Source organism: Solwaraspora sp. WMMA2101, from assembly GCF_049179175.1.
Classification (GTDB): domain Bacteria; phylum Actinomycetota; class Actinomycetes; order Mycobacteriales; family Micromonosporaceae; genus Micromonospora_E.
On the sequence record NZ_JBMHMA010000006.1, the window covers coordinates 2,043,902 to 2,056,667 of the forward strand.

A 12,766-nucleotide genomic window follows, 5' to 3' on the forward strand; every position below is an offset into this window, starting at 1 on the left:
GCAGACCACCGGTACGGGTCAGCCGCCGGTCGACGGCAGGCTCAGCTCGGGCAGCCACGGGCCGGCCAGCAGCAGCGCGCCGACGATCAGCGCCGCGACGTTGACCAGGCCGAACAGGCCCACCCAGACCAGGCCCGGCACCCGGGTCAGCCAGGCCAGCTGGTCGGCGTCCGACTCCGGCGACCGGCCCTGGGCACGTAGCCGCTGCAACTCGCCGACCGGCCGGATCCCGCCGATCAGCAGGAACCACACCCCGGTGTACGCGAACGCGGCCTGCACCTGCGGGGTCGCGAACCAGGAGACCGCGAAGACCACCCCGCCGGTGACCAGGATCGACACGATGCCGAACATGTTGCGGATCATCAGCAGCATGGCGAACAGCAGCGCGACGGCGATCCACAGCAGCAGGGTGATCCGGTTGCCGCCGAGCAGCCAGGCACCGGCCAGGCCGACCAACGACGGCGCGACGTAGCCGGCCAGCAGGGTGAGGATCATGCCGGGCCCGGTCGGCCGACCGGCCGACAGGGTCAGCCCGGAGGTGTCCGAATGCAGTCGGATGCCCTTCAGTTTGCGCCCGGTGACCAGCGCGATCAGTGCGTGGCCGCCCTCGTGGGCGATGGTGATCGCGTTGCGGGCGATCCGCCACGGCAGCCGTACGACGACCACCGCCACGGCGAGCACCGCCGTGATCAGCACCAGCAACGGCGGCGGGTCGGGCTGCGCACTGAACAGGCGGTTCCACATATCCGTCAGCCCGGTGATCGACACAGCCCGGGAGCCTACCCACCGCGTACCGGCCCCACCAGAGCGCCGGCAGGTGCAACCATGGCCGTACGTCGTCGGCCACACCATGTCGACAGCAGTCAGCGGTCAGGAGGTGCCGGACGTGAGCGTCGCCGCGCTGGACGAGCACCACGGTCCGTGGACGGAGGCGGAGTACCTCGCTCTCGGCGAGACCGCCAACCGCATCGAACTTCTCGACGGGAGCCTGATCGTGGGCCCCGCCCCGAGCAAGCGTCACCAGGACCTCTCCCGTCGCCTGGCGAACGCCCTGGAGGCTGCCGTCGGTGCGGCAGGCCCGCTGGTCTTCGAGGCGGTGAACGTACGGTTGCGAACGGGCAGGTTGGCGGTCCCGGACCGGGTGGTGGCTGACACCGACGACGAGGGGACCGTCGTGGAGGCTGCCGAGGTCCGGCTGATCGCCGAGATCGTTTCACCTGGCAACGAAGCCAACGACCGTCTCATCAAGGTGCAGACGTACGCGGCCGCCGGCATCGGCTGGTACCTGATCGTCGAGCAGAGTCCGCAGCGTCTGGACCCCGGCTCGCTGCTGCGGCGGTGACCGCTGGCCCTCGCTCGGCGGTCAGTGGCGGCGCTGCAGCGACTCCAGGGTCCGCGCGGCGGCCCGGCGGCCCGGCACCAGCGGGTCCGGGACGGCCCCGGCACCGGTGCCCGGTCCGCGCCGGGCGTCGACGGCGGCGGCGACCGCGGTCAGCCGACGGTCCCCCGGCGGTACGTCGATCCGGAAGTGGCTCTCGTGTGGCGCCTGCCGGTCGTCGCCACCCCAGCGGACCACCCCGGCGCACTCGGCCAGGATGTCGCGGATCACGACCAGCTGCGCGGGGAAGAAGCCACCGGTCACGCCGACCGGGTAGCGGGCCGGGTGCAGGGCGATCGCCGTACCGCTGCGGTGCGCGGCGGGGCCGGTGGGCTGCCAGCCGGACGCGTCGCCGTCGCCCAGCGGTGCGACCTCGTAGTGGAAGCGGCGGGCGACGTGCCGCAGCACGGTGGCGACGGCACCAGCGGCCAGCAGCACGGTGGCATCGCTGCCCTCGATCCGCACCGGTGCGACCTGCCCGGCGTCGACCGCCGGCCAGCCGCTCACGGTCGGGTCGGCCGGTGCCGCGCCGACCGCTGGCGCTGCGGGATCAGCGGGTGCGGCCGCGCCGGCGGCCGGCAGCCCGGCCGCGCCGAGCAGTGCGCCGCCGGTGACGGCTCCGCTGGCCGCGAGCAGCCTGCGGCGGGGCATCATGGTCGAGGTCATCGGGTCGCCTCCGTTGTCGCGACGGTGGTCTCGACCGAGGAGACCCCCGGGTCGGTGCCCGGCCGGTGGATGTTCTTGTCGATCTCGATGGCCCCGCTGCCGGTGCCGACCGTGAGGGTCTGGATCTGGTTGAACGACCAGTTCTCCGGCAGCGGGAAGCCCATGTTGCCGGAGAACCCGGTCGACATGCCGGAGACGAACGACCACAGTGCCTGGGTCTGCTGGCTGACCTGGGCGCAGACGTTGCGGGATCCGTAGACACCGTGGACGTACCGGTTGCCGGCGGCGGCCAGCCCGGCCACCACCCCGGTGAAGTACGGCACGATGTGTGACGCGATGTCGGCCCCGGTGGCGTCGTAGTCCACCGCGAAGTAGATCACCGTGCCGGCCCGGAAGCCGTAGCCGAGCGCGGCGGCGTGGGCGTCCAGCGCATCCTGGTACCCGGTGGCGTAGGTGAAGTAGGAGACCTCTTCGCCGTAGTACTGGGAGATCGGGAAGACCTTCAGGCCGTTGCGGAAGATGGTGTCGAGCTCACCCGGCTGGATCTTCTTGTTCAGCGTGCCCCAGGGCTTCTCGTCGAGGTACCGCCCGACCACGCGGTAACCGGCGGCGTACAGGGCCTGGGCCCGAGCGTCGGTGACCGTGGTGATGCAGTCCGCAGCGGTGCCGGGACGGCTCGGGTCGCCGGTGGAGACCAGCAGTTGGCACCAGGTCGCGAAGTCACCGGCGCCGGTGACCGGCAGCACGGAGAAGGACTGGAAGTCGCGTACCGCCGCCGCGACCGTGGCGGTGTAGCTGGCGGTGAAGGTCTCGTACGTACCGCCGGCGGCGAGCCGAATCCGGTTGACCACCATCGCGGCGGTGAAGATCTGCACGAACACCCCGGTCGAGCCGACGCTGAGGTGGTGGTTGCGCAGGCCGGCCTGGGTCCCCGGGCCGAAGACCCCGGTGGCCTGGTCGTCGGTCATTCCCAGCTCGAACTGGATGGCCAGGAACAGGGCCTTCTGGACATCCCGGGAGAAGTGTCCGTCGCAGGGGGCGACGAAGAAGTCGCGGCGGTGCACGTACCGGCCGTTGAGCCACTGCTGGATCTGCCGGACCGCCGCCGACCCGCCGGGCAGCAGGACGTAGGCGTCCATGGTCAGCATCGCCTTGACCACCTTCGGCGAGGCGGCGCCACCGACGATCGGCCCCAACCCGGCGTCGGCCATCATCGCGGTCACCGCAGCCTGGGTGTTCGGGCCGAAGGTGCCGGTGATCCCACCCGCGTGGTAGCCCTTGCAGAAGCAGGCCGCCTGCAGGATCCGCACCATGTTGGTGTTCGGGTCGCCGATGCGGATGCCGCCGCGCCGGGTCAGCAGGGACAGCGTCGTCGGGCCGAAGTTGTCGACCAGCCCGGCGATGCCGAGCTCATGCTGCAGAGCCCGGGTGAGGGCGTACATGGTGGGCCAGCCGGTGCGCCCGTCCTCCGCCACGACCTGGTAGCCGGGCACCTGACGATAGGTGGCGTTGACCCATTGCTGGGCAGCCAGAACCATTGGATCCAACTCGTCTCCCCGGGTGCGCCGCCGGTTTCGCCGGTCGGCAGATCGAGTCCGCAGCGTCGCGCCGCCCTCAGGCTAGCCGGCACATAGACCACAATCAACGATTACGGGGAGAACTGACGTCGTTACGACAGGGGGTCCACCGCTCGGCGGGCACCGCGACCGACCAGCTGGGACGCCCCGACCACGGCTCCGACCACGGCGACGACGCCGGCCACGACCAGCAGTACGGTCAGCAGCCCCACGCTCGCGACCAGCAGGGCCACGTCGGCCAGCGCCACCAGCATCCACAGTGCCAGGCTCGGCTTGGCGATCCGTCGACGGTTGCTCATGTCGCACCTCCTTCCGTCGTGTCCAGGGTGGTACCCCGAAGATCGGAAGTTCATGCGTACTGTGCGGCGGCTCAGCTCCCGGCCGGGCGGAAGCGGCTCGCCATCAGGTCGAAGTACACCAGGTCCTCCTGCCACCGGTCGGCCGTGGTGGACCAGTAGATCGAGTAGGCCTTGTCCGGCGCGGTGACGAATCCCCGGTTGCGGACCTGCAGCCGGTTGCCCCGGCTGGTGGTGTAGCGGAACTCCCAGTCGGCGGCGGACAGGAAATAGTCGACGGCCTCGATCCGGACCCGCTCGTAGTTGTTGTAGCCACCCCGCCGGGTCTGTTCCTGGCTCTCCCAGTCGGCGACCGGGTCGGGCTTGGGGCTGTCGGTCTGGTCGATGATGATCAACCGCCCGAGCTGTGCGGTCTCCCGGAACTCGACCCGGCTGCCGTCACGGGACACCGACCAACCCTCCGGCACCGGAACGGAGAACCCGGTGGGATCCTCGTGCAGCCGCCAGCCGGCCGGCAGTGGTCCGGCCGCAGGCGCTCCCGTCGTCGGCGGCGGCGGTGTCGGCGACTCCGCTGCGCTCGGCGACGGCGCGGCGGACGACGGCTGCGGTGATGCTTCGGCACTCGGCGCGCTGGTGGCGGCCGCCGAGGGCACGGCCGGCGACTCCCCCGGCGCGGTGCCGAGCTGTCCGCGCCGCTCACCCTCGTCGCCGAGGCTGAGCATCGCGACGGTCACCAGCAGCACGAGTACGACGATCCCGGCGGCGCTGCCGAGCAGAACGTTGCGTGGCACCGCGCCGACCGTGCGGGCGGCCCGGTCGAACAGCAGCGCCGGGGTCGACCAGTTCTGCCGCTGCGGCGCCGGCTCCGGCCGGTGGTCCACGCTGGTCGCGGTGGCGCCGGCAGGGGCCGGCGCGGCAGTTGCCGGCGGCTCGGCGGCAGCGGGGCCGCTGCGGTCGGCCGACTCGGCGACGCCGGGTGCCACTGCGGTCGGCTCGTCGGTCGACGACCCGGCGGCGGGGGCCGTCTCCTGGTTCGTCTGCGGCTCGTCGGCCCGGGGCTCGTCGGCCTGGACGATCTGGGTCGGCTCAACCTGAGTCGATTCAGCTGGCGGCTGCTTCGCCGAGGTCTGCTCGGTCGGAGACTGCGCGGCCGGCGGCAGCACGGTCGTTTCGGCCGGTGCGGGGGCGGTCGGTTTCGGCACCGGAAGCACGCTGGTCTCGGCGGCCGGCGACCTGACCACCTTGGTCTCGTCCGCCGCGACCGACGGCGTCCCGACCACCTTGGTCTCGTCCGAAGCCGCAGCGGGCCGGGCGACCGGGCCGTACTTCGCCGGCCCCGGCACCACTGGCAGCGGGGTCGGCAACGGCGAGACCGGCGAGACCGGCCCCGGCGACACGGGGGTACGCGGCGCGGCCGAACGCGGACCGGGGACGATCCCCGACCGTGACTCGCCGGGCCGCACCTCCCGGGAGCCGAGCGGGCTCGGTCGACGTACGCCGTCGAGCAGTGACCGGCCCCGACGCGGACCGCGCCCGGCGGCCCGGGTCAGCAGGCGCTCCGCCTCGTCGGCCTTCATCCGGGTCTGCGGGTCCTTGCGCAACAGCCCGGCGAGGACCGGCTTGAGCGGCCCGGCGCGGCGGGCCGGCGGCGGCGGCTCGGTGGCCAGCGCGGAGAGCGTGGCGATCGCGGTCGGGCGGGCGTACGGCGACTGCCCTTCGACGGCCGCGTACAGGGTCGCGCCGAGCGACCAGAGGTCCCCTTCGGGCCCGGCGCTACCGGTGCGGGCGCGCTCCGGGGCGATGTACGCCGGCGAGCCGAGCACCAGGCCGGTGCGGGTGACGTTCGGGTCACCGGGCACGGTGGCCAGCCCGAAGTCGGTCAGCACCACCCGACCGTCGTGGCCGATGAGCACGTTGCCGGGCTTGACGTCGCGGTGCATGACCCCGGACAGGTGCGCCGAACGCAACGCGCCGAGCACGCCGAGACCGATCTCGGCGGCCCGACTGGCCGGCACCGGGCCGCTGTCGGCGAGCAGGTCCTGCAACGACTGTGACGGTACGTACTCCATCACGATCCACGGGTCACCGTCGGTGCGCAGCACGTCGAAGACCCGTACGACGTTGATGTGGTTGAGCCGGGCGATGGCCCGCGCCTCCCGCAGCGAGCGTTCCCGCATCTCGCGGCGCTCCTGGTTGGTCAGCCCCGGCGGCGGCACCAGCTCCTTGATGGCGACGTCGCGGTGCAGCACCTCGTCACGGGCCTTCCAGACCCGGCCCATGCCGCCCTGACCGAGCGGCTCGACCAGCCGGTAACGGTCAGCAACAAGTTGCGGGGGCACAGCGGACATCCAAATGACCGTACCCGGAAGATCTGGGTGCCACACGATCGGCACGCGGCCGGTGTGAGCCGCGCGTCATATTGTACGATCCGGCAACCCTGCGGCCAGCCCAGCGCGCCAGTGATGATCACCATTCACCTTCGGCCCGGCGACGACCGGTCGACCGCGTCGGCCGGCCCGCGTAGCCTGGGGCGATGACCGAGGCGCGGCACGACTGGCGGATCACCCGGGGGTCACCGACCGCCGAGGAGCTGGCCGCGCTGGTCGGTGCCGTGCTCAGCCGTACCCGTCCGGTTTCCGACAGTGGCCCCGTCACGGAGCCGGCGGCGGCCCGCTGGGCCCGCAGTGCCCGGCCTGACCGTGGCCCGCTGCCGCGACCCGGCCCGGACGCCTGGCGCGCGGCGGCGTCGCCGCGCTGACCGGCCAGGTAGCCTGACCGACCGTGTCTACCTCGCTGCGTCCCCGTCTGGTCCTCGCCTCGGCCAGCCCGGCCCGGTACGCGCTGCTGCAGTCCGCCGGGATCACCCCGCAGGTGCTGGTGAGCGGCGTCGACGAGGAGTCGGTGACGCTGGAGCGCCCCGACGAGCTGTGCCTGGCCCTGGCCCGGATGAAGATGGCCGCCGTCGCCGACCGGCTGCGCCCCGACCACGTCGAGGGCGACGCCGACCTGCTCGTCCTCGGCTGCGACTCGGTGCTGCACTTCGACGGCGCGGTGTACGGCAAGCCGGCCGACGCCGCCGACGCCGCGCAGCGCTGGCGGCGGATGCGTGGCCGCAGCGGGGTGCTCTACACCGGGCACGCGCTGACCAGCCTGGCGAGCGGGGTCCGGGCCGAACGGACCGCCGCGACCGTGGTGCACTTCGCCGACGTCACCGACGACGAGATCGCGGCGTACGTGGCCACCGGGGAGCCGCTGCGGGTGGCGGGCTCGTTCACCATCGACGGGGTGGGTGCGCCGTTCCTCGACCGGATCGAAGGCGATCACGGTACGGTCGTCGGGTTGTCGTTGCCGCTGCTGCGCCGGCTGGTGGCCGACGTCGGCCACCGGATCACCGATCTGTGGGGCGCGGCCGACGAGGACCGGTGACCGGCTAGCGTCTGGGGCATGACCACCAAGACGTTGCCGATGACGGATGCGCTGCAGGCGTACGTCGTCGCCCACGGCACCCCGCCGGACGAGATCGTCGGCGACCTCATCGCCGAGACCGCGACCAACCTGCCGGAGAACGCGCAGATGCAGGTCGCGCCCGAACAGGCCGCCCTGATGACCATGCTGGCCCGGCTGGTGGGTGCCCGCCGCGCGGTCGAGGTCGGCACCTTCACCGGGCTCTCCGCGCTCGCGATCGCCCGGGGCATGGCCGCCGACGGTCAGCTGATCTGTCTGGACGTCTCCGAGGAGTTCACCTCGGTGGCCCGCCGCTACTGGCAGCGGGCCGGCGTCGACGACCGGATCGAGCTGCGGATCGGGCCGGCCGCCGAGTCGCTGCGGGCGTTGCCGACCGAGCCGCACCTGGACCTGGCATTCATCGACGCCGACAAGATCAGTTACCCGGTGTACTGGGCCGAACTGGTGCCCCGGATGCGTCCCGGTGGACTGATCGTGGTCGACAACGTGCTGCGCCACGGCCGGGTCCTGCAGCCGAACAGCGAGGAGGACCGTGCGATGGTCGCCTTCAACCGGCAGGTCGCCGACGACGACCGGGTCGACGTGGTGATGCTGGCCATCGCCGACGGACTGACCCTGGCCCGACGCCGCTGAGCACCGGCCCGACGCGGACCGACCTGCGGCCGGAGGCGGGCCGGGCCGGGCGGCGGTAGCCTGGGAGTCGCTGCCCTCTGCGCCGTTGCCGTGCGCAGAGGGCAGCCCGACCGCCCAGGGCTGGCCGCCGTCGACCGGGCGCGGCCGCCGCTACCGGACGCTGCGGGCGAAGGCCCGGGCCGCCCAGGTCACCGCGAGAGCCGCCAGCGCCATGGTGATCAGCAGTCCCTGCCAGACCGCGTCGTCGCCGATGTTCCCGGCGAACAGGGCACGGGTGCCGTCGACCGCCCAGGAGAACGGGTTCCACTGGGCGACCCGCTGCAGCCACAGGGGCGCGAAGGCCAGCGGCAACAGGATGCCGGAGAGCAGCAGCACCGGCTGGGCGACGGTGTTCATCAGCGGGGCGAGCGCGTCCTCGCTGCGGACCAGCAGGGCCACGCCGTACGACACGGCCGAGGTCATCAGCGCGATCAGGGCGAGCAGCAGGTACGCCAGCAGCAGGTTGCCCAGCTGCACGGTCAGCCCGAACGGGATCGCCAGCACCGTGATGATCACCGCCTGCAGCAGCAGCGAGACCACGTCGCGCAGGCTACGCCCGAGCAGCAGGGCGAGTCGGCTGACCGGGGTGACCCGGGACCGCTCGATCACCCCGGCCCGCAGCTCGGCGATCAGGCCGAACCCCTGGAACAGCCCGCCGAAGATGGCCAGCAGCACCAGCAGGCCGGGCACGAAGATGCGGTAGATCTCCGCGTCGGTGCTCGCCCCCATCGGGGCCAGCGCCGGCTTGAGCAACGGCGCGAACAACAACAGGTACATGATCGGCTGGAACACGCCGACGAAGATCCAGACCGGGTTGCGCAGCAGCAACGTCGCCTGTCGTTGGAAGATCAGCCAGGTGTCGCGGGCGAATTTCATCTCGTGGTCTCCGAATTCAGCTTTCGCGCAGCGAGCGGCCGGTCTTGGTGAGGAAGACGTCGTCGAGACTCGGCCGGTGCAGCTCGATCGAGCCGAGGTCGAGGCCGGCACCGTCGAGGGTGCGCAGGATCTGCGGGATGGCGGTGGCACCGTCGTCGACGAACAGCCGTAGGCCGCCGTCGTCGGGGGTTTCCAGCTTGACGACGTACGGCTGGGTGTCGAGCAGTTGCGCGGCGGTGGCCGCCTGGCCCGGTCGCAGCCCGACGCTGACCACCTCGCCGGCGATCTCCCGCTTCAGCGCGGCGGGGGTGCCCTCGGTGACGATCTCACCGTGGTCCATGATCGCGATCCGGTCGCAGAGCGCGTCGGCCTCGTCGAGGTAGTGGGTGGTGATGAAGACGGTCATGCCTTCGGCGCGCAGCCGACGGATCTCGTCCCACATGTGGGCCCGGCTCTGCGGGTCGAGCCCGGTGGTCGGTTCGTCGAGGAAGACCACCTTCGGCTCGTGGATGATGCCCAACGCGATCTCGACCCGGCGGCGCTGACCACCGGAGTAGGTCTTGCACTTGCGGTCGGCGTACTCGGTCAGCTGGAACGCGGCGAGGGCCCGGGTGGCGCGGCGCTGCGCCTCGGCCTTGCCGATGCCGTACATCCGGGCGTGCATCACCAACTCCTCGCGGCCGGTGACCTCGTCCCAGGTGCTGCCGCCCTGGGCGACGTAGCCGATCCGGCGGCGCACCTCGCCGGGGTCGCGCAGCAGATCGGCCCCGGCGATGACGGCTTCGCCGCCGTCGGGCTCGATCAGGGTGGCGAGCATCCGCAGGGTGGTGGTCTTGCCGGCGCCGTTGGGCCCGAGGAAGCCGAAGATCTCACCCTCCTCGACCAGCATGTCGACGCCACGGACCGCGTCGACGGTCTTGGCACCGCGCCCCTGCCGGGAGCGGAACGATTTCCGCAGCCCCTTGGTCTCGATCATCAGTGTGCTCCTGGACTGCCCGAAGATTAGTCAAGCTTGAGTATTCCACCCGGGTCACAGCGGATCCCGGTCACCTGCGTCGACGTCAGCCTGCCAGCCGGCCCAGGCCGCGTCAGCCGACTTCTCGGCCGGCTGGTACGACGCACCGGCGGCGATCAGCTCGGCGACCCGCTCGCACCAGGCGATCTCCCCCTCGGTACGCGCGATCGTCAGCTCCAGCATCCACCCGACGTACGACGGTTTCTGCCGGGGCCAGCCGCCGACCAGCTCGTCGCGGGCGACGGCGTTGCCGGCCCGCAGCGTCGCCGCCCTGGCCCGCAGCGCCGCGACCGCCTCCGCCCGGGGCATCGCCGGCAGGAACGCGAAGGCGCTGAGGAACGGGTCGGCCGCCGGCCGGCAGTCCGACCAGTGCCGACGCAGCAGATCGTCGAACTCCTCGACGCCGGCGGCGGTGATCTCGTAGCTGGTGCGGGCCGGCCGGGAGCCGACCTGGGCGGTACCCACCTGCCGGAGCAGGCCCTCCTCGGCGAGGGTGCGCAGCGCGTGGTAGATCGAGCCCGGTGCCACGTTGGCCCAGCTGTCCGCCCGCCAGCTCAGCAACTCGCGGCGCACGTCGTAGCCGTGCACCGGTTGCATCCACTTGACCAGGCCGAGAATCATCATCCGAGTGGCAGACACGGCGCCGAGCCTATTGAACGGTGCCTCATCCCACACCGAAGCGCAGGTCAGATCGATCACGCAGGCCGTTAGACTCCCGCATTAGTCCGTGAGCAAGGGAGAACAGGGCGTGCGCAAAGTTCTCGTCGCAAACCGGGGCGAAATCGCGGTCCGGGTCATCCGGGCCTGCCAGGACGCCGGCCTGACCAGCGTCGCGGTCTACGCCGACACCGACCGCGAGGCTCTGCACGCCAGGCTCGCCGACGAGGCGTACGCCCTGGACGGGGAGACCGCCGCCGACACGTACCTGCGGATCGACAAGCTGCTCGACGTCGCCGCCCGGTCCGGCGCCGACGCCGTCCACCCCGGCTACGGGTTCCTCTCCGAGAACGCCGACTTCGCCGCAGCCGTCATCGATGCCGGGCTGACCTGGATCGGCCCCAGCCCGCAGGCGATCCGCGACCTCGGCGACAAGGTCACCGCCCGGCACATCGCCCAGCGGGCCGGCGCGCCGCTGGTGCCCGGCACCGCCGACCCGGTCGCCGGGCCCGACGAGGTCGTCGCCTTCGCGCAGCAGTACGGCCTCCCGGTGGCGATCAAGGCCGCGTTCGGTGGCGGCGGGCGCGGCCTCAAGGTCGCCCGCGAGATGGCCGAGATCGCCGACCTGTTCGAGTCGGCGACCCGCGAGGCGGTCGCCGCGTTCGGCCGGGGCGAATGCTTCGTCGAGCGCTACCTGGACCGGCCCCGGCACGTCGAGGCGCAGGTCCTCGCCGACCAGCACGGCAACGTGATCGTCGTCGGCACCCGGGACTGTTCCCTGCAACGCCGTCACCAGAAGCTCGTCGAGGAGGCACCGGCGCCGTTCCTCACCGACGCCCAGCGTGCCGAGATCCACGCCAGCGCCAAGGCGATCTGCCGCGAGGCCGGCTACCACGGCGCCGGCACCATCGAGTACCTCGTCGGCGTCGACGGCACCATCTCCTTCCTGGAGGTCAACACCCGGCTGCAGGTGGAGCACCCGGTCACCGAGGAGACCGCCGGCATCGACCTGGTCCGCGAGCAGTTCCGGATCGCCGCCGGGGAGCCGCTGCGGTTCACCGAGGATCCGGCACCGCGCGGGCACTCCATCGAGTTCCGGATCAACGGTGAGGACCCGGGCCGGGGTTTCCTGCCCGCGCCCGGCACCATCACCGCGCTGCGGCTGCCCACCGGCCCCGGGGTACGGGTGGACACCGGCGTCGTCGCCGGTGACGTCATCGGCGGCAACTTCGACTCGCTGCTGGCCAAGCTGATCGTCACCGGCGAAACCCGCACCGAGGCGCTGGAACGCGCCCGGCGGGCCCTGGACGAGATGGTCGTCGACGGGATGGCCACCGCCCTGCCGTTCCACCGCCTGGTGGTGCGGGATCCGGCGTTCACCAGCGAGCCGTTCACCGTGCACACCCGGTGGATCGAGACCGAGTTCGACAACTCCGTCCCGGCCTTCACCGCACCGGCGGCGGCCGACGCGCCGACCGGGGCCCGCGAGACCGTCGTGGTCGAGGTGGGCGGCAAGCGGCTGGAGGTCAGCTTCCCTGCCGGCTTCGGCGGCGGTACGCCGACCGCGCCGACCGCCGCCCGACAGCCGGCCCGCCGCCGGGGCGGCACCAGCGCGGCGGCCGCCACCAGCGGCGACGCCCTGGTCTCGCCGATGCAGGGCACCATCATCAAGATCGCCGTCGCCGACGGTGACCAGGTCGCCGAGGGCGACCCGGTCGTGGTGCTGGAGGCGATGAAGATGGAGCAGCCGCTCAACGCGCACAAGGCCGGCACCGTCAGCGGTCTGGCCGCCGAGGTCGGCGCCGTCGTCGGCGCCGGCGCGACGATCTGCACGATCAGCTGACCGTGCCGGCGTGATCACCCCGGGACGGTCCAGTGCCCGGAGTCGCGGGGCGGTGCCGGCCGGGGAACCCAGCCGGACCGGTCCGCGTCGTCGCTCCAGTCGGGGACCGCGCCGTCGTAGTAGACGAACATCGCCCAGTAGTGCCGGTCCTCGTGCAGGATCATCTCGTCGTCACCGGAGAAGTCCTGCCCGTGCCAGCGCTCGTTGATCCGGGCGATCGCCTCGGCACGGGAGATGCCGAACAGCTCGACCATCTCGGCCGCCGTCGCGTCCAGCAACTCCCGGACCTCGACCGACAAGGCCAGCTGATACTCGTTCACG

Annotated in this window: 13 protein-coding genes and 1 pseudogene; 5 read left to right on the forward strand and 9 right to left on the reverse strand. The window is 72.2% G+C overall.

What is annotated here, in order from left to right; translation table 11 throughout:
- Window positions 1-18: 18 nt before the first annotated feature.
- The gene (locus ACN28F_RS10040; protein ID WP_289211099.1) at window positions 19-744 is read right to left on the reverse strand and encodes a M50 family metallopeptidase; all 726 of its coding nucleotides are present in this window, start codon (window positions 742-744) and stop codon (window positions 19-21) included.
- 73 nt (window positions 745-817) lie between these two features.
- On the opposite strand from ACN28F_RS10040, the gene ACN28F_RS10045 reads away from it, so the two are divergent.
- Window positions 818-1,342 carry a Uma2 family endonuclease gene (locus ACN28F_RS10045; RefSeq protein ID WP_421357539.1) on the forward strand — a complete coding sequence of 175 codons (525 nt, stop codon included), beginning with the start codon at window positions 818-820 and terminating at the stop codon, window positions 1,340-1,342.
- Between the two features lie 21 nt (window positions 1,343-1,363).
- On the opposite strand, the gene ACN28F_RS10050 is transcribed toward ACN28F_RS10045, so the two are convergent.
- The 4 genes and pseudogenes from ACN28F_RS10050 to ACN28F_RS10065 all read right to left on the reverse strand — a co-directional run.
- On the reverse strand, window positions 1,364-2,044 hold the full coding sequence (locus ACN28F_RS10050; protein WP_289207763.1) for a hypothetical protein: 681 nt from the start codon (window positions 2,042-2,044) through the stop codon (window positions 1,364-1,366).
- Complete coding sequence (locus tag ACN28F_RS10055) at window positions 2,041-3,582, reverse strand: glycoside hydrolase domain-containing protein (RefSeq protein ID WP_421357540.1); 1,542 nt, start codon at window positions 3,580-3,582, stop codon at window positions 2,041-2,043. The genes ACN28F_RS10050 and ACN28F_RS10055 overlap by 4 nt, the downstream gene beginning before the upstream one ends.
- A gap of 131 nt (window positions 3,583-3,713) precedes the next feature.
- Window positions 3,714-3,920 carry a hypothetical protein gene (locus ACN28F_RS10060; protein WP_289207765.1) on the reverse strand — a complete coding sequence of 69 codons (207 nt, stop codon included), beginning with the start codon at window positions 3,918-3,920 and terminating at the stop codon, window positions 3,714-3,716.
- 1,142 nt (window positions 3,921-5,062) lie between these two features.
- Window positions 5,063-6,265 (reverse strand): annotated as a pseudogene (locus ACN28F_RS10065) (protein kinase domain-containing protein); the annotation flags it as partial.
- Between the two features lie 185 nt (window positions 6,266-6,450).
- Between ACN28F_RS10065 and ACN28F_RS10070 the strand changes: the two are divergent.
- The 3 genes from ACN28F_RS10070 to ACN28F_RS10080 are packed head-to-tail and all read left to right on the forward strand — an operon-like array spanning window position 6,451 to window position 8,015.
- The gene (locus tag ACN28F_RS10070; RefSeq protein WP_289207767.1) at window positions 6,451-6,675 is read left to right on the forward strand and encodes an acyl-CoA carboxylase epsilon subunit; all 225 of its coding nucleotides are present in this window, start codon (window positions 6,451-6,453) and stop codon (window positions 6,673-6,675) included.
- Window positions 6,676-6,698: 23 nt separating this feature from the next.
- Window positions 6,699-7,343, forward strand: coding sequence for a Maf family protein (locus tag ACN28F_RS10075; RefSeq protein ID WP_289207768.1), 645 nt, complete (start codon window positions 6,699-6,701; stop codon window positions 7,341-7,343).
- An 18-nt stretch (window positions 7,344-7,361) separates the two neighbouring features.
- A complete protein-coding gene (locus ACN28F_RS10080) occupies window positions 7,362-8,015 on the forward strand; it encodes an O-methyltransferase (protein ID WP_289207769.1) in 654 nt (217 codons plus the stop codon).
- 150 nt (window positions 8,016-8,165) lie between these two features.
- Here ACN28F_RS10080 and ACN28F_RS10085 read toward each other — a convergent pair whose 3' ends face one another.
- From ACN28F_RS10085 to ACN28F_RS10095, 3 genes are read right to left on the reverse strand one after another with little or no spacing between them, the layout of a single operon-like run.
- Window positions 8,166-8,930: an ABC transporter permease gene (locus ACN28F_RS10085; protein ID WP_282225624.1), complete on the reverse strand. Its 765-nt coding sequence runs from the start codon at window positions 8,928-8,930 to the stop codon at window positions 8,166-8,168.
- Window positions 8,931-8,946: 16 nt separating this feature from the next.
- The gene (locus ACN28F_RS10090; protein ID WP_289207771.1) at window positions 8,947-9,906 is read right to left on the reverse strand and encodes an ATP-binding cassette domain-containing protein; all 960 of its coding nucleotides are present in this window, start codon (window positions 9,904-9,906) and stop codon (window positions 8,947-8,949) included.
- Window positions 9,907-9,960: 54 nt separating this feature from the next.
- Complete coding sequence (locus ACN28F_RS10095; RefSeq protein WP_421357541.1) at window positions 9,961-10,584, reverse strand: PadR family transcriptional regulator; 624 nt, start codon at window positions 10,582-10,584, stop codon at window positions 9,961-9,963.
- Window positions 10,585-10,693: 109 nt separating this feature from the next.
- On the opposite strand from ACN28F_RS10095, the gene ACN28F_RS10100 reads away from it, so the two are divergent.
- Complete coding sequence (locus tag ACN28F_RS10100; RefSeq protein WP_421357542.1) at window positions 10,694-12,445, forward strand: acetyl/propionyl/methylcrotonyl-CoA carboxylase subunit alpha; 1,752 nt, start codon at window positions 10,694-10,696, stop codon at window positions 12,443-12,445.
- Window positions 12,446-12,459: 14 nt separating this feature from the next.
- On the opposite strand, the gene ACN28F_RS10105 is transcribed toward ACN28F_RS10100, so the two are convergent.
- Window positions 12,460-12,765 (reverse strand): hypothetical protein, encoded by a 306-nt coding sequence (locus ACN28F_RS10105; protein WP_289207774.1) that lies wholly within the window; start codon window positions 12,763-12,765, stop codon window positions 12,460-12,462.
- Window position 12,766: the final 1 nt, after the last annotated feature.

Excerpts from the sequence above, each read along its gene's own strand:
- ACN28F_RS10040 (WP_289211099.1), bottom strand. The coding sequence starts at position 744 with ATGTGGAACCGCCTGTTCAGTGCGCAGCCCGACCCGCCGCCGTTGCTG.
- ACN28F_RS10050 (WP_289207763.1), bottom strand. The coding sequence starts at position 2,044 with ATGACCTCGACCATGATGCCCCGCCGCAGGCTGCTCGCGGCCAGCGGA.
- ACN28F_RS10055 (WP_421357540.1), bottom strand. The coding sequence starts at position 3,582 with ATGGTTCTGGCTGCCCAGCAATGGGTCAACGCCACCTATCGTCAGGTG.
- ACN28F_RS10060 (WP_289207765.1), bottom strand. The coding sequence starts at position 3,920 with ATGAGCAACCGTCGACGGATCGCCAAGCCGAGCCTGGCACTGTGGATG.
- ACN28F_RS10070 (WP_289207767.1), top strand. The coding sequence starts at position 6,451 with ATGACCGAGGCGCGGCACGACTGGCGGATCACCCGGGGGTCACCGACC.
- ACN28F_RS10080 (WP_289207769.1), top strand. The coding sequence starts at position 7,362 with ATGACCACCAAGACGTTGCCGATGACGGATGCGCTGCAGGCGTACGTC.
- ACN28F_RS10085 (WP_282225624.1), bottom strand. The coding sequence starts at position 8,930 with ATGAAATTCGCCCGCGACACCTGGCTGATCTTCCAACGACAGGCGACG.
- ACN28F_RS10090 (WP_289207771.1), bottom strand. The coding sequence starts at position 9,906 with ATGATCGAGACCAAGGGGCTGCGGAAATCGTTCCGCTCCCGGCAGGGG.